The 23,030-nt window shown below is 67.1% G+C and carries 23 protein-coding genes; 7 read left to right on the top strand and 16 right to left on the bottom strand.

Features of this window, described 5'->3' with window-relative positions:
- Positions 1-68 precede the first annotated feature (68 nt).
- From ACZ46K_RS15055 to ACZ46K_RS15025, 7 genes are all read right to left on the bottom strand, one after another.
- Positions 69-686, bottom strand: coding sequence for a TetR/AcrR family transcriptional regulator (locus ACZ46K_RS15055; protein ID WP_464749034.1), 618 nt, complete (start codon positions 684-686; stop codon positions 69-71).
- 46 nt (positions 687-732) lie between these two features.
- A complete protein-coding gene (locus ACZ46K_RS15050) occupies positions 733-915 on the bottom strand; it encodes a rubredoxin (RefSeq protein ID WP_464749032.1) in 183 nt (60 codons plus the stop codon).
- Positions 912-2,177, bottom strand: a complete 1,266-nt coding sequence (locus ACZ46K_RS15045; protein ID WP_054806557.1) for an alkane 1-monooxygenase — start codon at positions 2,175-2,177, stop codon at positions 912-914. Before ACZ46K_RS15045 ends, ACZ46K_RS15050 begins: the two co-directional genes overlap by 4 nt.
- Positions 2,178-2,359: 182 nt before the next feature.
- Positions 2,360-3,607 (bottom strand): mannose-6-phosphate isomerase, class I, encoded by a 1,248-nt coding sequence (manA, locus tag ACZ46K_RS15040; protein ID WP_054806556.1) that lies wholly within the window; start codon positions 3,605-3,607, stop codon positions 2,360-2,362.
- Positions 3,607-4,689, bottom strand: coding sequence for an SIS domain-containing protein (locus ACZ46K_RS15035; RefSeq protein WP_464749030.1), 1,083 nt, complete (start codon positions 4,687-4,689; stop codon positions 3,607-3,609). Before ACZ46K_RS15035 ends, manA begins: the two co-directional genes overlap by 1 nt.
- A 93-nt stretch (positions 4,690-4,782) precedes the next feature.
- The gene (locus tag ACZ46K_RS15030; RefSeq protein WP_054806555.1) at positions 4,783-6,153 is read right to left on the bottom strand and encodes a phosphomannomutase/phosphoglucomutase; all 1,371 of its coding nucleotides are present in this window, start codon (positions 6,151-6,153) and stop codon (positions 4,783-4,785) included.
- Between the two features lie 77 nt (positions 6,154-6,230).
- Complete coding sequence (locus ACZ46K_RS15025) at positions 6,231-6,626, bottom strand: DUF3499 domain-containing protein (protein ID WP_464749028.1); 396 nt, start codon at positions 6,624-6,626, stop codon at positions 6,231-6,233.
- A gap of 90 nt (positions 6,627-6,716) precedes the next feature.
- On the opposite strand from ACZ46K_RS15025, the gene ACZ46K_RS15020 reads away from it, so the two are divergent.
- Positions 6,717-7,214, top strand: coding sequence for a metallopeptidase family protein (locus ACZ46K_RS15020; protein WP_464749026.1), 498 nt, complete (start codon positions 6,717-6,719; stop codon positions 7,212-7,214).
- A 128-nt stretch (positions 7,215-7,342) separates the two neighbouring features.
- Here ACZ46K_RS15020 and ACZ46K_RS15015 read toward each other — a convergent pair whose 3' ends face one another.
- Positions 7,343-7,603 (bottom strand): WhiB family transcriptional regulator, encoded by a 261-nt coding sequence (locus ACZ46K_RS15015; protein ID WP_199233150.1) that lies wholly within the window; start codon positions 7,601-7,603, stop codon positions 7,343-7,345.
- A 344-nt stretch (positions 7,604-7,947) separates the two neighbouring features.
- Here ACZ46K_RS15015 and cofD point away from each other — a divergent pair, with 344 nt between their 5' ends.
- From cofD to ACZ46K_RS15000, 3 genes are read left to right on the top strand one after another with little or no spacing between them, the layout of a single operon-like run.
- The gene (gene cofD / locus ACZ46K_RS15010) at positions 7,948-8,937 is read left to right on the top strand and encodes a 2-phospho-L-lactate transferase (protein ID WP_464749024.1); all 990 of its coding nucleotides are present in this window, start codon (positions 7,948-7,950) and stop codon (positions 8,935-8,937) included.
- Positions 8,937-10,307, top strand: coding sequence for a coenzyme F420-0:L-glutamate ligase (locus ACZ46K_RS15005; protein ID WP_464749022.1), 1,371 nt, complete (start codon positions 8,937-8,939; stop codon positions 10,305-10,307). Before cofD ends, ACZ46K_RS15005 begins: the two co-directional genes overlap by 1 nt.
- A 2-nt stretch (positions 10,308-10,309) precedes the next feature.
- Positions 10,310-10,861 (top strand): NUDIX hydrolase, encoded by a 552-nt coding sequence (locus ACZ46K_RS15000; RefSeq protein ID WP_464749020.1) that lies wholly within the window; start codon positions 10,310-10,312, stop codon positions 10,859-10,861.
- 22 nt (positions 10,862-10,883) lie between these two features.
- Here the strand turns inward: ACZ46K_RS15000 and ACZ46K_RS14995 are convergent, their stop codons facing one another.
- From ACZ46K_RS14995 to rfbD, 4 genes are read right to left on the bottom strand one after another with little or no spacing between them, the layout of a single operon-like run.
- Positions 10,884-11,648 (bottom strand): SGNH/GDSL hydrolase family protein, encoded by a 765-nt coding sequence (locus tag ACZ46K_RS14995; protein ID WP_464749018.1) that lies wholly within the window; start codon positions 11,646-11,648, stop codon positions 10,884-10,886.
- A 13-nt stretch (positions 11,649-11,661) separates the two neighbouring features.
- The gene (manB, locus tag ACZ46K_RS14990) at positions 11,662-12,747 is read right to left on the bottom strand and encodes a mannose-1-phosphate guanylyltransferase (protein WP_464749016.1); all 1,086 of its coding nucleotides are present in this window, start codon (positions 12,745-12,747) and stop codon (positions 11,662-11,664) included.
- Complete coding sequence (locus ACZ46K_RS14985; protein ID WP_464749014.1) at positions 12,744-13,661, bottom strand: glycosyltransferase family 2 protein; 918 nt, start codon at positions 13,659-13,661, stop codon at positions 12,744-12,746. The genes manB and ACZ46K_RS14985 overlap by 4 nt, the downstream gene beginning before the upstream one ends.
- A 59-nt stretch (positions 13,662-13,720) precedes the next feature.
- Positions 13,721-14,587: a dTDP-4-dehydrorhamnose reductase gene (gene rfbD, locus ACZ46K_RS14980; protein ID WP_464749011.1), complete on the bottom strand. Its 867-nt coding sequence runs from the start codon at positions 14,585-14,587 to the stop codon at positions 13,721-13,723.
- 237 nt (positions 14,588-14,824) lie between these two features.
- On the opposite strand from rfbD, the gene ACZ46K_RS14975 reads away from it, so the two are divergent.
- Positions 14,825-16,354 (top strand): LCP family protein, encoded by a 1,530-nt coding sequence (locus ACZ46K_RS14975; RefSeq protein ID WP_464749009.1) that lies wholly within the window; start codon positions 14,825-14,827, stop codon positions 16,352-16,354.
- 36 nt (positions 16,355-16,390) lie between these two features.
- A complete protein-coding gene (locus ACZ46K_RS14970) occupies positions 16,391-17,101 on the top strand; it encodes a TIGR03089 family protein (protein WP_054807475.1) in 711 nt (236 codons plus the stop codon).
- An 81-nt stretch (positions 17,102-17,182) separates the two neighbouring features.
- Here ACZ46K_RS14970 and ACZ46K_RS14965 read toward each other — a convergent pair whose 3' ends face one another.
- Together ACZ46K_RS14965 and ACZ46K_RS14960 are read right to left on the bottom strand one after the other, a co-directional pair.
- A complete protein-coding gene (locus tag ACZ46K_RS14965; protein ID WP_054807474.1) occupies positions 17,183-17,584 on the bottom strand; it encodes a hypothetical protein in 402 nt (133 codons plus the stop codon).
- A gap of 95 nt (positions 17,585-17,679) precedes the next feature.
- Entirely contained in the window at positions 17,680-19,122 is a 1,443-nt protein-coding gene (locus ACZ46K_RS14960; RefSeq protein WP_464749006.1) for an MFS transporter, read from the bottom strand.
- A gap of 147 nt (positions 19,123-19,269) precedes the next feature.
- On the opposite strand from ACZ46K_RS14960, the gene ACZ46K_RS14955 reads away from it, so the two are divergent.
- Entirely contained in the window at positions 19,270-19,749 is a 480-nt protein-coding gene (locus tag ACZ46K_RS14955) for a MarR family winged helix-turn-helix transcriptional regulator (RefSeq protein ID WP_054807473.1), read from the top strand.
- A 2-nt stretch (positions 19,750-19,751) separates the two neighbouring features.
- Here ACZ46K_RS14955 and ACZ46K_RS14950 read toward each other — a convergent pair whose 3' ends face one another.
- Positions 19,752-22,193, bottom strand: coding sequence for an FtsX-like permease family protein (locus ACZ46K_RS14950; protein WP_464749004.1), 2,442 nt, complete (start codon positions 22,191-22,193; stop codon positions 19,752-19,754).
- The gene (locus ACZ46K_RS14945) at positions 22,190-22,975 is read right to left on the bottom strand and encodes an ATP-binding cassette domain-containing protein (RefSeq protein ID WP_054806641.1); all 786 of its coding nucleotides are present in this window, start codon (positions 22,973-22,975) and stop codon (positions 22,190-22,192) included. The genes ACZ46K_RS14950 and ACZ46K_RS14945 overlap by 4 nt, the downstream gene beginning before the upstream one ends.
- Positions 22,976-23,030 lie beyond the last annotated feature (55 nt).

Genomic DNA, 23,030 nt, shown 5'->3' with positions numbered 1-23,030 from the left:
CGGTGGATGCCCACCAGGCTATACAACGACGCGCCGTATGACCTGCCCCAGCCCGGTTCACCGTGTGCTCAGTCCGTCACGGCGACCTTCTCGACGAAGGGCACGAGGATGTCTGCGAGCTCGGCCGCGACATCCGACCCGGACGTCGGGGGCATCGAGATGAAACCCAGCGCGACGCGCACCACGACGCGAGCGAGCATGCCTGCGTCTCGAGCGGGTGCCGAGATCCAGCTGTTCGCGAAGGTGTCGGCGAGCCTGCCTGCGCCGCGTTCGAGGATCGGCTCGGCGTCCGTCGTGATCAAGCGCAGCAGGTCGGGTTTGGCCTCGCCGTCGAGCAACGACCGCACGAGCGGATCGACTGCAGAAGCGGCGAAGTAGGACGCGAACCCGTCGACAAGGGCTGCGCGCGCGTCGCCGACGTGGGCGTACACCGAATCCGCCACCGCATCGGCGAACTCGTCGACGAGACGCAGCGCGTATCCCTGGGCGAGCCCCTGTCGGGACGAGAACTCCTTGTAGAGGGTCTGCCGGCTGATCCCGGCCGAACGGGCGACATCACTCATGGTCACCGCCGACCAGTCCCGTTCCCGGAGCAGCTCGCGCATCGCGTCGAGAATGGTCGTGCGCAGCAGGACCCGGCTCGCCTCATGGAAGTGGCGGGGGGACCGTTCGCGCTCCGGTGCCATGACCGTGACATTCTCACGACCTCGAGGATGCGTCAAAACGCGCAGCTCATCGCCGGGCGATCTCGATCATGTCGAAATCGGCCTTCGCGGCGCCGCAGTCGGGGCACGACCAGTCGTCGGGGATGTCGTCCCACAAGGTGCCGGGATCGATGCCTTCCTCTGGCCAGCCCTGCGCCTCGTCGTATTCGAACCCGCAGACCAGGCAGCGGAACAGTCGGTACTCGGTCATGCCTTCTCCTCGAATTCGGTCGCCATGTCGTGATCCGCATTCACTGTCGCCCGGTGGCGGGCGAGGAGTGTGTCCCGGCGCCTCGGGTGCAGATTGACACGCGAGAGGTCACCGGAGTAGTGCTCGAGGACTCTGTGGTCCATCACCCTGCGCCACAGCGGCGGGAAGTAGGCGAGGGTGAGCATGGTGGCGTACCCCGCGGGTAGCTGCGGCGAGATCTCCATGCTGCGCAGCGTCTGGTAGCGCCGTGTCGGGTTGGCGTGATGATCACTGTGCCGTTGCAGGTGGTAGAGGAACACGTTCGTCACCAGATGGTCGCTGTTCCAGCTGTGAGCGGGGGTGCACCGCTCGTACCGGCCGCTTGCCGTCCGCTGACGCAACAATCCGTAGTGTTCGAGATAGTTCACGACTTCCAGCAGGCTGAAGCCGAATACGGCCTGGATCACGAGATACGGTGCGATCCCGGCCCCGAACGCTGCGATGAGCGCGGCGAACAGGACGACCGAGATCAGCCACGCACTCAGCACCTCGTTGCGCGGCGTCCACGCGGAGCGGCCGAGGCGCGCGAGCCGGTCGCGTTCGAGCTGCCAGGAAGAGCGCAGACTCCCGACCACACTGCGCGGCAGGAACTCCCAGAAGCTCTCTCCGAACCGAGCCGAGGCCGGGTCCTCGGGTGTCGACACCCGGACGTGGTGGCCGCGGTTGTGCTCGACGTAGAAGTGGCCGTAGAACGACTGGGCGAGCGCGATCCGCGACAGCCGTCGTTCGAGCCGGACCGTCTTGTGCCCGAGTTCGTGCGCGGTATTGATTCCGATGCCTGCCACGACACCCACCGAGATCGCGAGCCCGATCTTCGAGACGACACCGAGGCCGCCGTCGATACCGAGCCACGACAGGCTGCCGGCGGACCACAGGTAGCACGCCCACACCAGCGTTGCGAACTGGAACGGCAGGTAGAGGTAGGTGCAGTACCGGTAGAACCGGTCGTTCTCGAGCGCATCGACGATCTCGTCGGGCGGGTTCTCACCATCGGGACCGAAGAGAAGATCGAGGGAAGGGACGAGCACGAAGACGAGGATCGGCCCGATCCACCAGACGACCGGGGTGACCGCGTCCAGCCCCAGTCGATTGCCGCCCCACACCAACGCCGTGGCCATGAACACCGCAGTCGGCGGAACGAGACCGAGCAACCACAGGTACCGCTTGCGGTCGCGCCATTGTCGTGCGGGCGAGTTCCGAATCCCTTCGGTGTACTTGGCCATGCCCGAGCCCCCTTCACCACTTCACTGAATGATCTGCATCACTACATGATGGACATTACGCGTGTTGGCGTCTGTAGTCTAGACAAATTGTTTCATTTGTAAGCAGTCGGAGACCTGCAAAAGGGGCGCTCCATCGGAGCGCCCCGAATGCGAAACGATCTATACGGTCGAGACCCGTGCTGTCACGACGTGAACTGTCCGCCCGGACCCGACCCGAGGCGAGCACGGAACACCTGCACATCGGTGTCCCCCGCACGAATCTCGAGCTTCGGATCGGACGCGGGAAGCCACACCGACCGACCCTGCCCCAACTCGACGTGTTCGCCGCCGCACTCGACCGTGGCCGAACCCGACGTGCACAGCAGGATCTGCGGCCCACACGGCGCCAGCGACACGGTCTCGCCCGCGTCGAGCTCGAACCTCGACAGCGCGAACTCCGGAGCCGGCGTGCGATACCGCCACTCATGCGAACCCACCGGTTCCGCCTCGAGGATCGGGACACCGGGCGCACCGAAATCGAGCACTCTCAACAGTTCCGGCACATCCACATGCTTGGGAGTCAGGCCACCGCGTAGGACGTTGTCCGAATTCGCCATGATCTCGATGCCCATCCCGTGCAGGTAGGCGTGCAGATTACCCGCGTCGAGGTACAGGCCCTGACCCGGTTCGAGTGTGATCCGGTTCAGCAACAACGACGCGAGGACACCCGCGTCGCCGGGATAGATCTCGGCGAGCTGCAACGCGGTACGCACCTCGGCGACGAACTCGCGCGGAGCGACGCCGCCGGTCGCGAGATACGTCACACACCCATCCAGGACACGGGGAACGAGCGCAGACAGCGCCTGCGCCGGCAACGTGATCCACGTGGTGAACAGCGCACGGAGCCCATCGGAATCCGGCTGACCGGCGAGCAGGCCCACATACGGCTCCAATTCGGGCACGCGCAGTGCCTCGAGGAGCTCGACGGTCCGCGACGCATCGCGGAACCCCGCGAGCGCCTCGAAACGGGTCAGCGCGACGACCAGTTCGGGCTTGTGGTTCGGGTCTCGGTAATTGCGCACCGGCGAGTCGAGTGCCACGCCCAACGCTTCCTCACGCGCGTAGCCCTCGGCGGCCTGCGCAGCACTGGGATGCGCCTGCAACGACAGGGGTTCCTCGGCTGCGAGCAGCTTCAACAGGAACGGCAGCCTCGGCCCGAAGCGTTCGACGATCTCGTCGCCCAGCTGCGCGGGAGGATCGCCGTCGAGCAGCTCGAGCAGCGACAACGGCGCCCGGCCGTCGTCGATCACCCGAGCCGGATCGGCCGGGTGCGCGCCGAACCACAGCTCCGCCTCCGGATGATCGGACGGCACGGTCCTGCCGCACAACGTGGCAATGGCAGTGCGCGAACCCCACGCGTAGGAGCGCACTGCACCTTCGAGACGGTGCACTACCGACCACCGGCCAGTCGCAGATAGGCCGCAGCCATCTCCAGTCGCACGGTCAGTAGCGCCACCTGTTCGAGCGCAGGCGGTACCTCACGGGCTTCGAACTCCCCCACAACAGACACCAATTCCATATCCGGTAGTGCCGCGGCTCGGCGTCGCGCGGCCGGTCGATCCTCATCCGTGCTGAGCACGAACACCCGTACCGGTGCGACCGGAGCGGGCCCGTCCAGTTCTTCATCGTGGAAGAACGGGTCGTACGTGTCGGACGCAGCAGTCGAATCCAGCAGACGATCGCGCGCCACCAACACGTCCGGTAGCGCCGCCGGGGTTGCGATCACACCGGCAACCTGCAACAACGTATCCGTGGCGTGTCGCGCCAGGACCGCCGTCGTCGGCGAATCCCCCGCGATCACCACCCGCCGCGACAACATCCGCGTCGCCAGCGACTTCGCCGGATTCTCGAACACCTCGTTCGACGGATGGTCGCGGGCAGACTCGGAGTCGACCGAATCGGCGATCATCCCGAGGTCTGGGAGCGCTCCGCCCAGGCGGGAGGCCTCCAACGATGCGAGCACCACGCAGAACACAGCGAGGTGGCGCGCGAACGCATAGGCGGTCGGGACGTGAACGCGCGGTGCGAGCAATACCGCTCGGCCTGCGGCCACCGCTCGAACCGGCCCTTCGTCGGGGGCGTCCACCACGACCTCCGCACTTCGCCGCAGCGCCCCGTCGATGGACGCGGCGAGCGTCGGATCGCCCGCGTCGTCGCCCGCGACGACCACGATGTCGAGCGGGCCCACCCACGGAGGTGTGGTGGGAGCCGCGACCAGTGGGACTGCACAGCGATCCGAGAAGAGAGCGACCACCAGCTCCGCTGCGCGACCGGCGCGGACGTCACCACCGACGAGGACGACGCTGCGCGGATGGATGCCATGCAGACGGTCGCGCAAATACTCGTCGGCGGCAGAGACGCTCGCGCGAATCTGCGCACCCCCGAGCGCGGCGCTTCGCAGGATTCCGTCGACGTCGGCCTCGATGAGCGCACTCGCATCATCGAAGTCGAACAGCGGCGAGGGAGCCGTCACGACCGTGCCCCCTTTCTCTCCTCACAGACTCGGATCGGCCCGACGCATCACACACACCGGGTATTTCGATTATCGCTGCCACGAATACTTCCGTCACGCACGCACGACAGCCAGGATTTCCTCGACCAGCGCGTCGACCTCTGCGCGAGTGGGCGCCTCCACATTGAGCCGCAGCAGCGGCTCGGTGTTGGACGCGCGCAGGTTGAACCACGTATGGCCGGGGAGTTCGACGGTGACACCGTCGAGTCGGTCGACGGACCGAGTGCGGTCGGCGAACGCGGCGACCACTGCTTCGGTCCGCTCCGCTGCGTCACCGACGGTGGAGTTGATCTCTCCCGATGCCTCGTACCTGTTGTAGGACTTCATGAGATCGGACAGCGAACCGTCGTGACCGGCGAGCGCAGCGAGAACGTGCAGTGCAGCGAGCATGCCGGAGTCGGCGCCCCAGAAGTCGCGGAAGTAGTAGTGGGCGGAGTGTTCCCCGCCGAACACCGCACCGATCTCCGCCATCTGCTGCTTGATGAACGAATGGCCGACACGCGTGCGCACGGGCTTTCCACCCAGTTCCGTGACCAATTCGGGGACGACGCGTGACGTGATCAGATTGTGGATGATCGTGGCACCCGGTTCCTTGCCGAGCTCGCGAGCCGCAACCAGGGCGGTCACGGCAGACGGCGTCACGGGTTCACCGCGCTCGTCGACGACGAAGCAACGGTCCGCGTCGCCGTCGAAGGCGAGGCCGACGTCGGCACCGGACTCCACGACGAGGCGCTGCAGGTCCACGAGGTTCGCGGGATCGAGCGGATTGGCCTCGTGGTTGGGGAAGGTTCCGTCGAGTTCGAAGTACAGCGGCACCAGGTCGATCGGGAGCGTGCCGAACGTGGCCGGGACAGTGTGGCCACCCATCCCGTTGCCGGCGTCGACCGCCACCTTGAGCGGGCGCATCTGCGACAGATCGACCAGTCCCCGCAAGAACGACGCGTACTGCTCGAGCACGTCCCGTTCGCTGATCGTGCCGGGAGCGCCGTCGTAGACCGGTACCCCTTCGATCACCTCGCCGGAGATGGTGCCGAGCCCGGTCTCCTGACCGACCGGCTTCGCACCGGCCCGGCACAGTTTGATGCCGTTGTACTCGGCCGGGTTGTGGCTTGCGGTGAACATCGCACCGGGGACATCGAGGATGCCGGAGGCGAAGTACAGCTGGTCGGTGGATGCGAGGCCGATGTGCACCACGTCGAGTCCCTGTGCGACGACGCCCTCGGCAAAAGCGCTCGCCAGCGCCGGGGACGAATCGCGCATGTCGTGACCGATCACCACGCAGGTTGCAGCACTGTCGTCTCGGACGAGACGTGCGAACGCCCCTCCGACCTCGCGGACGAACTCCTCGTCGATCTGCGTTCCCACCACACCGCGAACGTCGTACGCCTTGATCACGGCTGCAACCGATTCGGCAGATCTCGCCACTGTTTCCGCTCCTGATCGTCGAATTGCACCGCGCCATCCTCGTGGCGCAGGTCCGCGATCAGCCTAGTGCGACGCAGTCAGCTCGTGGGATCGGGCAACACCCGAAGGTGGCCTCGGCGGCCGGTACGCGCTGTCGACGGAACCGCCGCGCGCGGCGCGACCTCGGCCTCCGACGGATCCGCTTCGGCCCGGCCACGTTCGCCCATGCCCGCCTCGCGGACCGCTTCGGCGAGGGCAGTGAGATCGTCCTCGTCAGGGGTGGCGGTGCCGAACGCCCCCTCGTATCGGACGAGTTCCCAACCCTTGGGCGCGGTGATTCTCGAGCCGTGCGTGTCGCACAGATCCCACGAGTGCGGCTCCGCGACCGTGGCCAGGGGCCCTACAACGGCGGTCGAGTCCGAATACACGTAGGTCAGCGTCGCAACAGCAGGGTTCTTGCACCCAGGCCGGCAGCATCGACGCAGTGATCTCACGCATCGGAGCGTAGCGTGTCGCCGGCCCCGGGACTATTCGGACACACCGGGGAGCATCCCCCTGATTTCCTCTGTCGTAATGTCCACTGCATGGCCCGAGCACGTCGTACCGCCCCCGTGTCCTCCCGAGCGGTGACACGACGCGGCCGCGGAATCCGCGGACCGCTGTTTCCTCACGACCTGCCGGCGTGGAAATCGCGGGCCGAGAAATTCGACCTCCTCGTGCTCAGCGCGTTCGCACCGATCGATGCTCACTGGCACGACCGCCTGACGAAGCTCGACCTCGCGGTCGACGACGTTCCGAAGATTCGCGCACGCGACCCCGACTCGGTGAATTGGCCGGACGAGGTCGTCGCCGACGGGCCGGTCCCGCTGTCGCGACTCGTCCCCGCAGGCATCGACCGGCGCGGCGCGGCCACTCGCGCCCGGATCGTGTTGTTCCGCCGGCCGCTCGAGCTCCGAGCGGAGGATCCCGACGATCTGACCGATCTTGTTCACGACGTCCTCGTCCATCAGGTCGCGACCTACCTCGGTCTCGAACCGGAGGTCGTCGACCCGGAACTCGGCGATCTCGGCGACGAGGACTGAAGATCGCCATGAACTGAACGCGGCGAAGGCCGGGCACTCGGTCACCCGAGCACCCGGCCTTCGTTCTGCATCGCGTCCGGACACGATTGGATCAAGCCCGTACTCCCCGTACCGGGCCGGACCCGCCGTCAGACGATGCCGCGTTTGAGGCGCCGCCGTTCCCTTTCGGACAGCCCACCCCAAATTCCGAAACGTTCGTCGTGAGCAAGGGCATATTCGAGACACTCGTCACGAACTTCACACCCCAGGCAGATGCGCTTCGCTTCCCGCGTCGAACCACCCTTTTCAGGGAAGAACGCCTCCGGGTCGGTCTGTGCGCACAGTGCACGTTCCTGCCACTGCTCTTCGACGTCCGCCGAATCACCAAATCCTGTAATCAATTGCAGAATTGGTGTGCCACTGTCGGAATCGTCGCAGACACTCTCGACTGCAGTATCGATCCGAGAGATCTCGAAAACTTCGCGCTCGTCGGCCATCCTCCGCCTCCTCACCTGCAGCGCCGCAACTTTCGCGGATCGGGATCTTTCTGCCACCCCCCGAATCTTGCTCGAATGCGACGTCGTCACAATCGATCCCGATCCGGTAACCCGGAATGACACATATGTGATTAGACACGCCGGGCGTGTCGCGGTCAAGCGGAACGGAATTTCTCGCTTACGATCGACGACTTTGCAATTTCTTGGTTTAAGACGGCGCTCGACGGGGTACCACGCGCACCGCATAGGCTGGCCCCGTGAATGTGACTGTATTGGTCGGAGGTGTCGGTGGTGCTCGTTTCCTCACAGGACTGCGAGAACTCCTCGGCATCGCACCGGGCTCCGACATCGATCCCGACGCGCCGCATCGGATCACCGCCATCGTCAATGTGGGCGACGACGTGTGGATGCACGGTCTGAGGATCTGTCCCGATCTCGACACATGCATGTACACCCTCGGCGACGGAATCGACACCGAGCGCGGATGGGGCCGAAAGGCCGAAACCTGGAACGCCAAGGAAGAACTCGCGGCATACGGCGCAGACCCCGACTGGTTCGGTCTCGGCGACCGCGACATCGCCACCCACCTCGTCCGCACGCGAATGCTACGCACGGGATATCCGCTCTCCGCCGTCACCGAGGCACTGTGCACGCGGTGGAAGCCCGGCGTGACGTTGCTCCCGGCCTCCGACGACCGCAGCGAGACCCACGTCGTGATCACCAATCCGGCCGACGGCGAGCAGCGCGCCATCCACTTCGAGGAATGGTGGGTGCGTCACCGCGCACAGGTACCCACACACAGCTTCGCTCACATCGGCGCCGACGATGCAAAACCCGCACCCGGCGTCCTCGAGGCCATCGAGTCCGCCGACGTGGTCGTGCTCGCACCCTCGAACCCGGTCGTCAGCGTCGGTGCGATCCTCGCCGTGCCGGGGATCCGCGGCGCACTGCGAACCACGCCGGCAAAGGTCATCGGCCTCTCCCCAGTCGTCGGCGGCAAGCCACTGCGCGGCATGGCCGACGCATGCCTCGACGTGATCGGAGTCGACACCACCGCAGAGGCCGTGGGCCGGCACTTCGGAGCACGCAGCGGCACCGGAATCCTCGACGGCTGGCTCGTGCATTCGACCGATGCCGCCGACATCCCCGGCGTCGAGGTTCGGAGCGTGCCCCTGCTCATGACCGATGTCGACGCGACCGCCGAAATGGCACGTGCCGCACTAGAACTTGCCGGAGTGCAATTGTGATGCCCGCAGACAGCACGACCGACGCCCCTGTGCGTGACCACGCACCCGGCGGTCCCCTCGAGATCCGACCGGTCACCGGGCTACCGGAGTTCCGGCCCGGCGACGACCTCGCAGCCGCACTCGCCGCCGCTGCGCCGTGGCTCGCCGACGGCGACATCCTGGTGGTCACCAGCAAGGTCCTGTCGAAGACCGAGGGCCGCATCGTCGCCTCGCCCACCGACCCCGACGCGCGCGACGCACTCCGGCGACGCCTCGTCACGCAGGAAGCAGTGCGGGTGCTCGCGCAGAAGGGCCGCACCCTGATCACGGAGAACAGACTCGGCATCGTGCAGGCCGCGTCGGGTATCGACGGCTCCAACGTCGATGGCGCGGAACTTGCACTGTTGCCCGAGAATCCCGATGCCAGCGCGGCCGGCCTGCGTGCCCGGATCTCCGAACTACTCGGTGTCACCGTCGGCGTCGTGGTCACCGACACCATGGGCCGCGCGTGGCGTGTCGGCCAGACCGACGCTGCGATCGGATCGGCAGGACTACCGGTCCTCCACGGCTACGAGGGCTCCCACGACTCGCAGGGCAACGAACTCATGGTCACGTCCGTCGCACTCGCCGACGAGATCGCAGCCGCAGGAGATCTCGTCAAGGGCAAGCTCGGCGGAGTCCCGGTCGCGGTGGTCCGCGGCCTCGACCTTCCCGACGACGGTTCCACCGCACGCTCCCTCGTGCGCGGCGGCGAGGACGACCTGTTCTGGCTCGGCACTGCCGAAGCACTCGAACGTGGGCGACGCGAAGCGCTGCTGCTACGACGTTCGATACGCGAGTTCGCTGCCGATCCTGTCGATCCCGAAGACCTGCGCGACGCGGTCGCCGAGGCGCTCACCGCACCGGCGCCCCACCACACCCGCCCGGTCCGGTTCGTGTGGGTACGTACCGAGCAGGTACGACGACGTCTCCTCGACCGGATGCGCACTCGCTGGGCCGACGATCTCGCGGGCGACGGACTCGATCCCGTCGCCATCGAACGCCGTCTCACACGCGGATCGATCCTCTACGACGCACCCGAAGTGCTGGTGCCGTTCTGGGTTCCCGACGGTGCCCACGAATATCCGGATGCGCGACGCGCCGCCGGCGAAGCCACGATGTTCACCGTCGCCGCGGGCGCGGCCGTGCAGGGTCTACTCGTCGCACTCGCGACACGCGGGCTGGGCAGCTGCTGGATCGGCTCGACGATCTTCGCCCCCGACGTCGTGCGTGAGGAACTCGATCTCCCCTCCGACTGGTCGCCTCTCGGCGCGATCGCAGTGGGATATCCGAAGGACGAGCTGCAGCCTCGCGAGGCCGCGGATCCCGGTGACGCCCTGCGGGAGCTGTAGTCGTGTCGGCCGGCTCCCTGCACGCATCCGCCCACGAGCGGCTCACCGCGTGGCGTACCGATTCGGAGGACGCAGAGTCCTTGCGGCACACGATGCTCGCCTTCCTCGACTCCGCGCCCGGCGGCTGCCTGCGTTCCCACGTTCCCGGGCACATCACCGCATCGTCACTCGTGCTCGATGCCGATCACCGCAATGTACTGCTCACACTGCATCCACGGGTCGGCAGATGGATCCAGCTCGGTGGGCACTGCGAGGAGAGTGACGAGACCGTCGTCGATGCCGCGCTCCGCGAGGCCACCGAGGAATCGGGTATCGATGAACTCACGATCGATCCGAACGTGCTCTCGGCGCATACGCACCCGATCACGTGCTCGCTCGGCGTGCCCACCCGGCACCTCGATCTGAGGTTTCTCGTGACGGCCCCGGTGGGTGCAGTACCGGTGCGCAGCGACGAGTCGACCGACCTGCAGTGGTGGCCGGTCGACGCGTTGCCGGCCGACGCCGAACACGAGACGATCGACCACCTCGTACGGCTCGCCGCCGCGCGGCACTGATTCGCAGGGCCGGCCGGGCGCGCTACAGGTCGATGGGTGCCGGCACCGGGCGCTTCGGGGCGATCCCGTCACCCGACGATTCACCGCGGACCCGTCGCCCGACCCAGGGCACGAGGAACTCGCGCGCCCACTTGGCATCGGCCCGACGCTGCTCGGGGCGAGCAACGACCGGTGCCGGTCCGAGGTCGACGGGCTCGATCCCGTGTTCTGCTCCCAGCGTGTCCAACACCCGGATCGCCATGTTGCGGTGCCCTTCCGGCGACATGTGCAGACGGTCGAAATCCCACATGCGGTAGTCCCGGTATTCACCGAACCGCCAGTAGTCGACGAGCGTCGCACCGTGGCGGTCGGCGACTCCGCGGACGAGCTCGTTGTAGATGGCGACCCGTCCCCGCAGATGCCGGAATACCGGGGCCCAGCCGACGTCGTAGGCCGTCCACATCAGCACTCGGGCGCCGGTGCCGGTAAGCGCAGCGATCGCCTCCTCGTACTGCGCGACGAGCACATCGAGATCCAGGCCGGGCCGCATGATGTCGTTGCCACCTGCATAGATCGTCACGAGATCGGGTTCGAGTGCAAGTGCAGCATCGACCTGTTCATCGAGGATCTGCCGAAGCAACCGTCCGCGGATCGCGAGGTTGGCGTAGGCGAACCCGTCATTGCCGCGAGCAAGCTGCTCGGCGACACGATCGGCCCAGCCGCGCACACCGTTCGGGCGGGACGGATCGACATCTCCGACCCCCTCGGTGAACGAATCCCCCAGCGCCACATACTTCGTGTAGTTCACGCCCGTCTCCATCTCAGACATCCGTGCTGAACCGGATCCCTCCATCCGGGATCCGGACGCCGGGCCACACCCGCGCACCACGCAACAGTTCACAGCGCGCGCCGATGTCGGCACCGTCCCCGATCACGCCGTCCCGGATCAATGCGCGCGGACCCACCCGCACACCGAAACCGACGATCGTCCGCTCGATCACCGCACCGGCCTCGACCCGCGCACCGTCGAAGATCACAGCACCGTCGAGGCGGGCACCCGCACCGATCTCGGCGCCACGACCGACCACGGTGCCCCCGATGAGCAACGCACCCGGGGCAACCGACGCACCCGGGTGCACGAGCGACTCACCACGCTGCCCAGGCAACGCCGGCGACGGAGCGATCCCGCGCACCAGATCCGCCGAACCACGCACGAAGTCCTCCGGGGTGCCCATGTCACGCCAGTACGCGGCATCGACGTGGCCGAAGAGCTTCTTGCCCTCCGTCAGCAGCGCGGGAAACACCTCACGCTCGACCGACACCGGACGACCCTCGGGGATCGACTCGATGATCTCGCGGCGGAACACGTAGCAACCCGCGTTGATCTGATCGGTCGGCGGGTCCTGCGTCTTCTCGAGGAAGGCGGTGACGCGACCGTCGGCGTCCGTCGGCACGCACCCGAACGCGCGGGGATCACCCACACGGACCAGGTGCAAGGTCACGTCGGCCTCGGTGCGAACGTGAGTGTCGAGCACGGAACCGAGATCGGTTCCACCGAGCACGTCACCGTTGAACACCATGACATTCTCCGCGCGCAGCCTCGGCAGCACGTTCCGGATTCCGCCGCCGGTCCCGAGCGGTTCCGTCTCGGTGACGTACTCGATCTCGAGACCGAGATCGGATCCGTCCGCGAAATGTTCCTCGAAGACCTCCGCCTTGAACGACGTGCCGAGCACCACGTGCTTGATGCCCGCCTCGCGAATCCGCGCGAGCAGGTGGGTCAGGAACGGTAGTCCCGCGGTGGGCAGCATCGGCTTCGGCGCCGACAATGTCAGCGGGCGAAGCCTGGTTCCCTGCCCGCCGACCAGGATCACCGCGTCGGTGTTCGGTGCAGCAGCACTGGTCATGATTTCCCCTGTTTCTCGTCGAGATCGGTCCCCTCATGACCGACTTTGCCTGCATCGCGCTCGCGCACGGCCGAGGCAACCGCCACTTTGGATCGCACCGCGAGGCCACCGCGCAGCGCCCAGCGCAACGGTGCCTGCCACGGATGCGGGTGCCGATCGGCCTGGAACCGGTACGCACTCTCATGGTGCGCCGGAAGCATCAGTTCCGGGTGACGTCCCGCTGCATGTCCCTTGGCGTGCGTGACCTCGGAGGACGGAACGTAGACGTTGTGCCACCCGGCGCGCCCGAGTCGATCGCCGAGGTCGACGTCCTCCATGTACATGAAGTATCGGGAATCGAATCCGTCGACGGTGTCGAACGCAGCACGGCGAAGAAGCAGGCAGGACCCGGAAAGCCATCCGACGGGCCGCTCACTGATCGCCTCGTTCTCCTGGCGGTAGCGCTGCGTCCACGGGTTCGTGGGCCAGACCGTTCCCAGCAGTGCGTGGCCGGCACCGGACGACAACGTCGGCACCGTGCGTGCGGACGGATAGATGCTCCCGTCCGGTTCACGGATCAGTGGCCCCAGCGAACCTGCGCGCGGCCACCGTTGCGCCGCCTCGAGGAGGGTGTCCAGTGAGCCGGGGCTCCACCGGACGTCGGGATTGGCGACCACCACGAACTCTGCCGACTCGTCGATCTCGGCAACCGCGCGGTTGACTGCGCCGCCGTAGCCGATGTTGCCACCGGTATGCAGCAAGGTCACGTTCGAGTGCACCCGCGCTGCCGCTTCCGGCGTGCCGTCGGTCGAGCCGTTGTCGGCCATGATCACCCGAGTGGGCAGCGACGTCGCCGTCGCGAGCGAAGTCAGGAAGTTCTCGAGGTGCTCGCCGGGCGAGTAGGTCACCGTCACCACGGCCAGCGTCGAATCCACGCGCGCCACCTTAGCGGCCGAAGCGGTGTGCGACGACTCACAGGTGGACTTCGTCGGACTCACTCGGGCGCATCCAGCACGCGGAGCGCGGCCTCCAACGCTTCCCTCCACGGCCGGAGCGGAGTGAGGCCGGCCGCCGACCAGGCCCGCCCGTCCAGCACCGAATACGCGGGACGCGGAGCCGGTCGCACGAACTCGTCGCTCGCGCACGGCCGGACCCGATCCGGATCGGCGCCGACACCGGCGAAGACTGCGCGCGCCAGGTCGAACCACGTGGCCTCGCCCGCATTGGTCGCGTGCAGGATCCCCCCCGGTACCGGATCGCGGTCGGCGCGGACCGCGAGTTCGAGCAGTCCCGCGGCGAGGTCGCGCGCATAGGTGGGGCATCCACGCTGGTCGTCGACGACACGCACGGTGTCGCGGTCACGTTCGAGACCTCGCATCGCCGCGACGAAGTCGTTCCGGTCGCCGGTGTAGACCCACGCGGTCCGCACGATGTGCGCCGACGGAAGGACCGCGAGGACGGCCTGCTCACCGAGCAGCTTGGTCCGTCCGTACGCACTCCGTGGGTCGGTGGGCGCATCGATGGGGTACGGCTGTGTGGCGTCCCCGGCGAAGACGTAGTCGGTGGACACGTGGATCAGGTGTGCACCGGCGTCTGCGCAGACCCGGGCGAGCACGCCCGGGCCATAACCGTTGACTGCCGCAGCCGCCGCCTCGTCGGTCTCCGCCGCGTCGACCGCGGTGTACGCGGCGCAGTTGATCACCACGGACCCCGGCCCGACGGCGGCGGCCACCGATGCGGCGTCGGTGATGTCGATCTCAGCGGAGCCTGCCCCACGAATCGGAATTCCGGCGGAGGTCGCAAGATCGATCACATGGTGGCCGAGCTGGCCGTGGGCCCCTGTCACGAGAACGTTACGCACCTGGCCGAGTCTGGCACGCCGGTGTCGAAGACGCCCGTCGACGAATTCCACCAGTAACCTTCATCGAGTACCCGGACGCCAGCCGAAGGAGGACCGCACGTGCCGTCAGAGCCGCCCCGCCGCAGGACCAGGGCGCGCCCCAGCACGGATGAGCGGCGTAGGACGCGTCCGACGGGCTCGCCGTCCCGGTCCGCACGAGAAGGAAACAGCTCCCGGCGCCCCGCCGGTGACCGCGCGATGCCCCAGGTCTCCCAGGGCGTGTCCCGGGTGTTCACGGGCCGGCCGCGCCAGTTCGCTGCCGCGATCGCCGCCGCACTCGTCCTGATCGCCACCGGCGTCGGATGGCGCACCTACGATTCGTTCGTGTCGTCGCTCGCATCGGTGGACGGCCTGAACCTCGGAAACGGCAAGGACGGTGCCCTCGACATCCTCCTGGTGGGCACCGACAGCCGCACCGACGCGCACGGCAACCCCCTGTCGCAACGCGAACTCGACGCATTGCGCGCCGGCGAGGAGGTCGCCAACAACACCGACACCATCATCTTGATCCGGGTACCGAACGACGGAAGCTCCGCGACGGCCATCTCGATCCCCCGCGACACGTACGTCGAGGTTCCGGACATCGGGATGTCCAAGATCAACGCCGCGTACGGCGCCACGAAGGAACTCGCGCGGCTCGACGCCGTCGAGTCCGGTGCCGACGAGACGGAAGTGGAGGAAAAGTCCACGAAAGCCGGTCGGGATGCGCTCATCGAGTCTGTCGCGGACCTGACCGGTGTGACGGTTGATCACTACGCCGAGGTCGGACTCCTCGGATTCGTCCTTCTCACCGACGCTGTGGGTGGTGTCGACGTATGCCTCAACGCCGCGGTGGACGAACCGCTGTCGGGTGCCCATTTCCAGTCGGGGGAACAGACGCTGCAGGGGTCCGACGCACTCAGTTTCGTCCGCCAGCGCCACGACCTTCCGCGCGGTGATCTGGATCGGATCGTGCGGCAGCAGGTGTTCATGGCCTCGCTCGTGCAGAAGGTCCTCAGCGCGAAGACATTGAGCAATCCGTCGAAGGTCGCGCAACTCACCGCTGCGGTGCAGCGCTCGGTGGTGCTCGACTCCGATTGGAACATCGTGCAACTCGCGACTCAGATGCAGGACCTGGCGGGCGGTGCCGTGCAGTTCTCGACGATTCCTGTGCAAGACATCAATGCGATGACCGACTATGGCGAGTCCGTCGTCCAAGTCGATCCCGATGAGGTGCGCGAGCACGTCGCAGGCCTGGTGGGTGCCGACTACGAGGGGTCGGAGACGACCACCTCCAACGGGACACCGGCCCCCGACATCGACCCGTCGACCGTGACCGTGAACGTCACCAACGCCGGCAGCGTGTCCGGGTTGGCGTCCGAGGTGTCGCTGGCGATGAGCTCCGGCGGCTATATCGAGGGCGAGGTCGGCAACTACACGGGCGGCGCGATGTCCTCGACAACCCTGTACGCCGCCGACCCCGACTCCGACGAGGCACTCGCCGTCGCGGCGGCACTCGGTGATGTCGACATCGACTCCGACCCGAGCCTGCCGACAGGCACCGTCGAGGTGGTACTCGCCGACGACTACACCGGCCCGGGTTCATCGTCCTATTCCGGATCGAGCTCAGGATCCACCTCGGACACGACGACGCAATCCGACGTGATGCCGGCGGGTGAGTCGGCGACGCCGGCCCCGGCCGCACCGCCCATCGACGCCGGGTCCGACGGACCTCGCTGCGTCAACTGATCGATCCCCGACCGACTCCCGAGAACGAGGTTTTCCGTGACCACCCTGACCGCAGCCCTACTCGACCCGATCCTCGCGTCCGATCCCGCCGGACCGCGCATCACGTGGTACGACGACGCGACCGGAGCTCGGATCGAATTGTCGGCAATTACGCTCGCGAACTGGGCAGCCAAGACCGCCAACATGATCCGTGACGAGTTCGGGGTGCTGCCGGGTGGCCGGGTATCGGTACTGTTGCCCGCGCATTGGCAGAGCGCTGCGGTCCTGCTCGGCGCGTGGTGGGCGGGCACCGAGGTGGTCCTCGACGCCGACCCCGGAGCAGACCTCGCGCTCGTCACCCCGGACCGACTCGACGAGGTCGACGAGGTCGCCGAAGTGGCGGCACTGTCGTTGGACGCATTCGGCCGCCCCGTCCCCGACCTGCCCCCGGGTGTCACCGATTACGCCACGAATGTGCGGCTGCACGGCGACCAGTTCCGCCCGTCCGGCGCCCCCGATGCCGCGCTCGATGGTCGCACGGTCGCCGACGTCCTTGCGGCAGCGAAGGAATCTGCGTCGCGATCCGGGATCACCGGCACCGACCGCGTGTTGTCGAGCCGCGACTGGACCACCGTCGACGAACTCGTCGACGGGTTGCTCGCCGCGCTCGTCGTCGGAGCTTCCCTCGTCCAGGTGAGTAATCCCGACCCTGCCGCGATCGAACGGCGCATCGAGAGCGAGAAGGTCACCGCACGATTGGACGCATGACCCCCGGCCGGTCCCCCGCCACTCCGCGTAGCACATCTGTCGCGGCGTTGGGGACAAGGACCTGCCTTCTGTGACCTTGGGTCACACGTCGGGCTGTCCCGGCAATCGACGCTGTGATGAGCTCTGCGACGAAGTGCGGTAGCCGCCATCCTCGAGCCCCGCTTCCATCTCGAACCTGTTGCGCGAACCGGGATTGCGTAGTTCCTCCCACAGATAGCGCACCACGAAACCGAGGCCGTGACGCGCCCACTGGTCGGCGTGAACGGCCTCGTGACGAAGCAGTCGGCGCGATGGTGGGTTTCGGGTGAGGAACACTCCACCGACGGTGGTGCCGCCGCGCGCGAATCCGCCCCGCATCCCGGTGCTGACGTAGAGACCGAACTCGTCGTCGAACGCCACCGCACCTCCCCAGAGACGTGCCCAGGCGAGAGCGATGGCCGTCGGGATACGGGCGGACGGCACTCCCCGCGACGCCCGCGTCATACGGTGTGCAGTCCGGCCTGTTCTCGACACGAGTCGAGCCTAGCGACGACGGTGGGCGGCCCTCACACGAGGACCGCCCACCCGCGACACGTTGTTCAGGCCCGTACCGGGACAGCTTCTTCCACCTTGTCGAGCTTCTTCCGCTTGGCGACGGGGATGGTGAGCGTGATTGCGGCCGCGACCAGCGCGACCCCGCACCCGATGAACAGCCCTGTCCGGAAGCCCGCTTCGGTCGGGATGCTGTATCCGCCCGACTGCACGCTCATCTGCGCCAGCACGACACCGACGACGGCGGCCGAGATCGACGTGCCCATCGCGCGCATCAGCGAGTTGACGCTGTTGGCCGATGCCGTTTCGCTCTGCGGGACGGAGCTCATGATCAGCGCGGGCATTGCACCGTAGGCGAATCCGACGCCGGTACTGCAGATCGCAGCAACGATCATCAGGCCCCACGTCGAGCCCATGAGCAACTGCGACGAGCCGTACGCGATCGCGATGATCACGCACCCTACGAACAGGGAGACCTTGGGGCCGCGCACCGACGACAGCTTGCCGGCGATCGGCGAGACCGCCATCATCATCAAACCGCCCGGTGCCATCCACAGACCCATCGCCAGCATCGATTGGCCGAGTCCGTATCCGGTTTCGGTGGGTAGTTGGAGCAGCTGCGGGATGATCAGCGACTGCGCGTACATTCCGAAACCGACGACGACCGATGCCGCGTTGGTGAGCAGCACCACGGGACGGACGGCGATCCGGAGGTCGATGAGCGGTTCGGAGAGGCGCAGTTCCCACCAGCCCCAGACCGCCAGCACGATCACCGCGACAGCGAACAGTCCGAGCGTCGTCGAGCTCCCCCAGCCCCAGTCGGCGCCCTTCGACACCGCGAGCAGCAGGGCCGTCAGTGCGATACCCAGACCGATGGCGCCCACCAGGTCGAAGCGTCCGGGATTCACCTTGCCCGAGGACTCGGGCACGACCCTCCACAAGATGACCAGGACGACGGCGCTCAGGACCGCAGTGGCCCAGAACAGCACACGCCAGCTCGTGTTCTCTGCAACCGCGGCAGCGACGGGGAGCCCGAGGGCGCCACCGATACCCATCGACGCGCTCATCAGCGCGATGGACGAGTGCAGACGCTCGGCAGGAATCACGTCACGCAAGAGGCTGATGCCCAGTGGGATGAGTCCCACGCCGAGTCCCTGCATGCCGCGACCGAGGAGCATCGGCAGCAACGACGACGACAACGCACACACAATCGCGCCGAGGACCAGCGGAACCGTGCAGATCAGCAGCATCCGACGCTTGCCGTACATATCGCCCAGTCGCCCGACGACCGGTGTCGCGACGGCACCGGTGAGGAGGGTGATTGTGATGACCCAGGAAGAGTTGGACGCCGTGGTGTTCAGGATTGCGGGTAATTGACCGATGAGCGGAACTACGAGCGTCTGAGTGAGGGCCCCGACGATTCCAGTGAACGCCAGCACCCCCACCAACAGTGAGGGACGCACTTCCGGCGTCGCAACAGAACCTTGCATGAAACGAACTCCGTCTTCGAGTAAAGAAAGTCCCAAACCAGCGGGTAATATGTATTGAGCAGATGGTATGCATGATGCATACCTACGGGTCAACACCGAGTTCGCCCATACTGGGAAAACACGACCTAGGAGTGATGAGACGCACAGATGGACAAGCCGACGCACCTGATCGAGTTCGAAATGATGCTCATCGGGCGGCATCTCAACTTTTTCGGCCCCCGCCGGCGAGATGCAGGACGCCTGGACCGCAGTGCGTACACGATGCTCAGTCGTCTCTCCGCCCAAGGACCGATGAGCATCGGCCAGCTGAGCGACGCATTCGGACTCGATTCATCCACGGTCAATCGCCAGACCTCAGCACTGCTCAAGGCCGGGCTGGCGGAGCGCATCCCCGACCCCGACGGGGGCATTGCACGCAAATTCCAGATCACCGAAGACGGTGCGCGCCGCCTCGACCACGAGCGCGCCCGAGCGATCGAGTCGCTCGAGCGCGTTCTGACCGATTGGGATGCCGAAGACGTGGCCCAGTTCGCGCAGTATCTCGAACGGTTCAACACCGACATCGAACGCATGTCCGGCTCGCCATGGACGCGGCACGCCGATATCGGGCGGCCCGAAGCCCGGTGACCCTACCCGGCCAGCGCGGCGACGGGCGACACCCGACTCGCTCGCTGCGCCGGCACCAGGGAAGCGACGATGCCTGCAGCGCCGCCCCCGACGACGATTCCGGCCAACTGCAGCCAGGGCACCGCGCCGAGACCGACATGGCCGGCTCCGATGACCGACGCGGTACCGAAGGTCCCGAGCAGCAGCCCGAGTGCGACACCCAGGACGGACGCTACTCCCGCGATGATCACGGCCTCACGCACGAGAAGGCTGCGCACCCCCGCGCGCGACAACCCCACCGAACGCAGCATCGCCGTTTCAGGTCGCCGTTCGAGGACGGACAGGGCCATGGTGTTACCCACTCCGATGAGCGCGATCACCACGGCGACCGACAGGAGGCCACCGACGATCAGCAGCATCGTGTCGAGGACGTTCTCGAGCGTCTGCCTCATCTTCACCGCTCCGACTACCTCGCTACCCGGAAACGCTGCCGTGGCCACCTGCGACACCTCATCAGCGACAGCGACAAGGTCCTCGTCGGACAGTTCGTCGTCCAGTGCGAGCCATACCGTGTCGGCCGCTGCCGAATCATCGACGGCACTCAGGTCGCCCATCGAGATCAGGTCCGGCGACCCGGCGTCTGCGACCGCGACGGCCAGGTCCTGCATGCCGGTGCCACCACCGACTTCGACGATCTCGCCTTCGGACACGCCCAACGTCTCCGCTAGCGACCGCTCGAGCACGATCGTCCCGGCCTCGGACACCCGCACATCAGCGCGGATCGCTGCCGCGGCGGACGCCGGATCGACACCGAGCACAGAGAACTCCGTGCCTGCCACCCTGACCGTCGCAGACGCGATCTCGGTGCCCGCGCGGACCCCGTCGATCGCAGTGAACCGGGCCGAGGCGCCGTTGGGAACCGGTTCTGTCGCGGTGACAGCGATATCCACCGGGAAGTTCTGATCGACGACTTCGGGTGCCCCGGCCTTGAGCGTGCCGATCCCCACCACGATCGTCGCCGTCAGCGTCACCCCGATGAACAGGGCCGTCGCAGTCGACGCAGTCCGGCGCGGATTGCGTCGCGCATTTCCGGCCGCGAGGGCTGCGATCGGCCCGCCCACCCGGGCGAAGGCGTCCCCGACAGCCCCCACTGCCGCCGGCACGATCCGGCGCGAGGCCAGGACGACACCCACGAACAGAAGCAGACCACCGGGACACGCGATCAGAACATTGCTCACCCAGGCACCGATCACCAGCAAGGCCGAGCCCCCGGCCATCGCCAGCAGCGCACACGCGCGGCGCACCCACGACTCGCCCACCGGCTCGGGCTGAGCCTCGAGCGGATGCATCGCCGCGAGCGCCGACACCCGGGTCGCTGCCCGCGCTGCGCCGTTGGCCGCGAGCACCGTGACAACCGTTCCCAGGACGAGCCCGGCGACAATCGTCGTGATCGTCACGGAGATCGACGTGAGCGGAAGCGGAGCATCCGCTGCGCGGGCGCCCGCAACGACACCCGCAGCGAGGCCGCAACCGGCGAGCACTCCGAGAACGGCGGAGACGAAGCCGACGATCAGAGCCTCGCCTCGTACGCTGCGCCGCACCTGAGAGGCGGTGACGCCGACGCACCGCATGAGCGCCAGCTCGCGGGTCCGTGCCGCAAGCAGCACCGCAAACGTGTTCGCGATGACGAGTCCCGCGACGACCACCGCGATCGCAGCGAAGCACAGCAGGACGTTGCGCAGCAACGAGATGTCCCCGACGTACGCGTCGGCCGCTTCGGTGGCACGCGCCTCACCCGAGACCACCTCGGCCCCCGGCACCGCTAGTGCCACCGCGTCGCGCACCGCGTCACCGTCACCCGCGACACGTATCTCCCAGTCCACGGACGCTCCGGTCCACGTTCGTACCTGTGCGACATCACCGAAGATCCGGCCCGAATCCATCGCGAATGGTGAACCGGCCACGTCCACGACGCCGACGATCGTCGCGGTCACCGGTGGCGTCGCTCCGGACAGATCGGCGACCGTCACGGTGTCCCCGATCGCACGTTCCGACGACGAGCCCACCGCTACCTCTGCGACGCCGACGGGCCATCGTCCATCCGCAAGTCTCTGCCAGCGCATCGACTCGTCGGATGCGATCGTGGCCGCGGTACCGTACCCGGATGTGCCGTTCGCGTCGACGAGCCGGACGCGACCGGTCACGTCGAGGGCGGTCGCGCGCACACCCGGCGCTGCCCCGGCTTCGGACAGCGTCCGATCGGGATCCGTATCGGGCCCCCCGGGTGTCACCACTGCGGCAACGCCGTCGTATTGCGCCGCGGTCGATTTCGTGATCGACGCGCTGACGGTGTCACTGAGCACGAGAGTCAGCACGACGAAGGCCACCGCGACGATCACCGCGAGCGCCGTCGCGACGTACCGTCCTCGGTGGGCGCGTGCCTGCGCCAGAACAAGATGCCTCATCGCGCCGGGACCGCCGTCCCGGCAACGCTCAGCGCACGCATCGTGTCGATGACGGAATCCGCGGTGGGGTGCGCGATCTCCCCGGCCAGATGACCGTCCGCGAGCAGAACGACACGGTCCGAGTACGACGCCGCAACGGGGTCGTGCGTCACCATCACCACGGTCTGGCCGGTTTCCCGCACGCTCGACCGCAGCATCGACAACACCTCCGCACCCGCCTGCGAGTCGAGATTGCCGGTCGGCTCGTCGGCGAAGATGACGTCGGGTTGCGGCAGCAACGCTCGCGCGACAGCGACACGCTGCTGTTGCCCACCGGACATCTCGTGTGGCAGATGGTCGAGACGATCGGTCAGGCCGAGACGACCGGTCACCTCGTCGAACCATTCCGGGGACGGCCGCGTACCTGCGAGTCGCATCGGCAGCAGCACGTTGTCGCGGGCGGTGAGCACCGGCAGCAGGTTGAACGCTTGGAACACGAAACCGATACGGTCGCGACGTAATCCGGTAAGCACCGCATCCGGGGCTGCGCTGACCTCGACGTTCTCTCGGCGACCCTCACCGTGAAGAACCACACGGCCGGAGTCGATGCCGTCGAGTCCGGCGAGGGCATGCATGAGTGTTGATTTACCCGAGCCGGACGGGCCCATGATCGCCGTGAAGCGCCCCCTCTCGAATTCGACGGAAACCCCGTCGAGGGCACGCACCTCGGCGTCTCCGCGTCCGTAGACACGCACGACATCCTCGGCGGAACAGGCAGGAACGAATGAACTGGTCGAAGTCATACATCGACCGTAGAAATATTGAGGCACCGGCACATCGGAGTGCGGCGCGATCCTG

The organism is Rhodococcus sp. JCM 9793, assembly GCF_055380405.1.
Note: the sequence above shows the minus strand (reverse complement) of the source record. Positions and strands in the feature narration are given on the sequence as shown.

Excerpts from the sequence above, each read along its gene's own strand:
- ACZ46K_RS15055 (WP_464749034.1), bottom strand. The coding sequence starts at position 686 with ATGGCACCGGAGCGCGAACGGTCCCCCCGCCACTTCCATGAGGCGAGC.
- ACZ46K_RS15020 (WP_464749026.1), top strand. The coding sequence starts at position 6,717 with ATGGCCCGAGCACGTCGTACCGCCCCCGTGTCCTCCCGAGCGGTGACA.
- ACZ46K_RS14965 (WP_054807474.1), bottom strand. The coding sequence starts at position 17,584 with ATGACGCGGGCGTCGCGGGGAGTGCCGTCCGCCCGTATCCCGACGGCC.
- ACZ46K_RS15045 (WP_054806557.1), bottom strand. The coding sequence starts at position 2,177 with ATGGCCAAGTACACCGAAGGGATTCGGAACTCGCCCGCACGACAATGG.
- ACZ46K_RS14975 (WP_464749009.1), top strand. The coding sequence starts at position 14,825 with ATGCCCCAGGTCTCCCAGGGCGTGTCCCGGGTGTTCACGGGCCGGCCG.
- ACZ46K_RS15005 (WP_464749022.1), top strand. The coding sequence starts at position 8,937 with ATGCCCGCAGACAGCACGACCGACGCCCCTGTGCGTGACCACGCACCC.
- ACZ46K_RS14960 (WP_464749006.1), bottom strand. The coding sequence starts at position 19,122 with ATGCAAGGTTCTGTTGCGACGCCGGAAGTGCGTCCCTCACTGTTGGTG.
- ACZ46K_RS15050 (WP_464749032.1), bottom strand. The coding sequence starts at position 915 with ATGACCGAGTACCGACTGTTCCGCTGCCTGGTCTGCGGGTTCGAATAC.
- manB (WP_464749016.1), bottom strand. The coding sequence starts at position 12,747 with ATGACCAGTGCTGCTGCACCGAACACCGACGCGGTGATCCTGGTCGGC.
- ACZ46K_RS14945 (WP_054806641.1), bottom strand. The coding sequence starts at position 22,975 with ATGACTTCGACCAGTTCATTCGTTCCTGCCTGTTCCGCCGAGGATGTC.
- ACZ46K_RS14950 (WP_464749004.1), bottom strand. The coding sequence starts at position 22,193 with ATGAGGCATCTTGTTCTGGCGCAGGCACGCGCCCACCGAGGACGGTAC.
- ACZ46K_RS14955 (WP_054807473.1), top strand. The coding sequence starts at position 19,270 with ATGGACAAGCCGACGCACCTGATCGAGTTCGAAATGATGCTCATCGGG.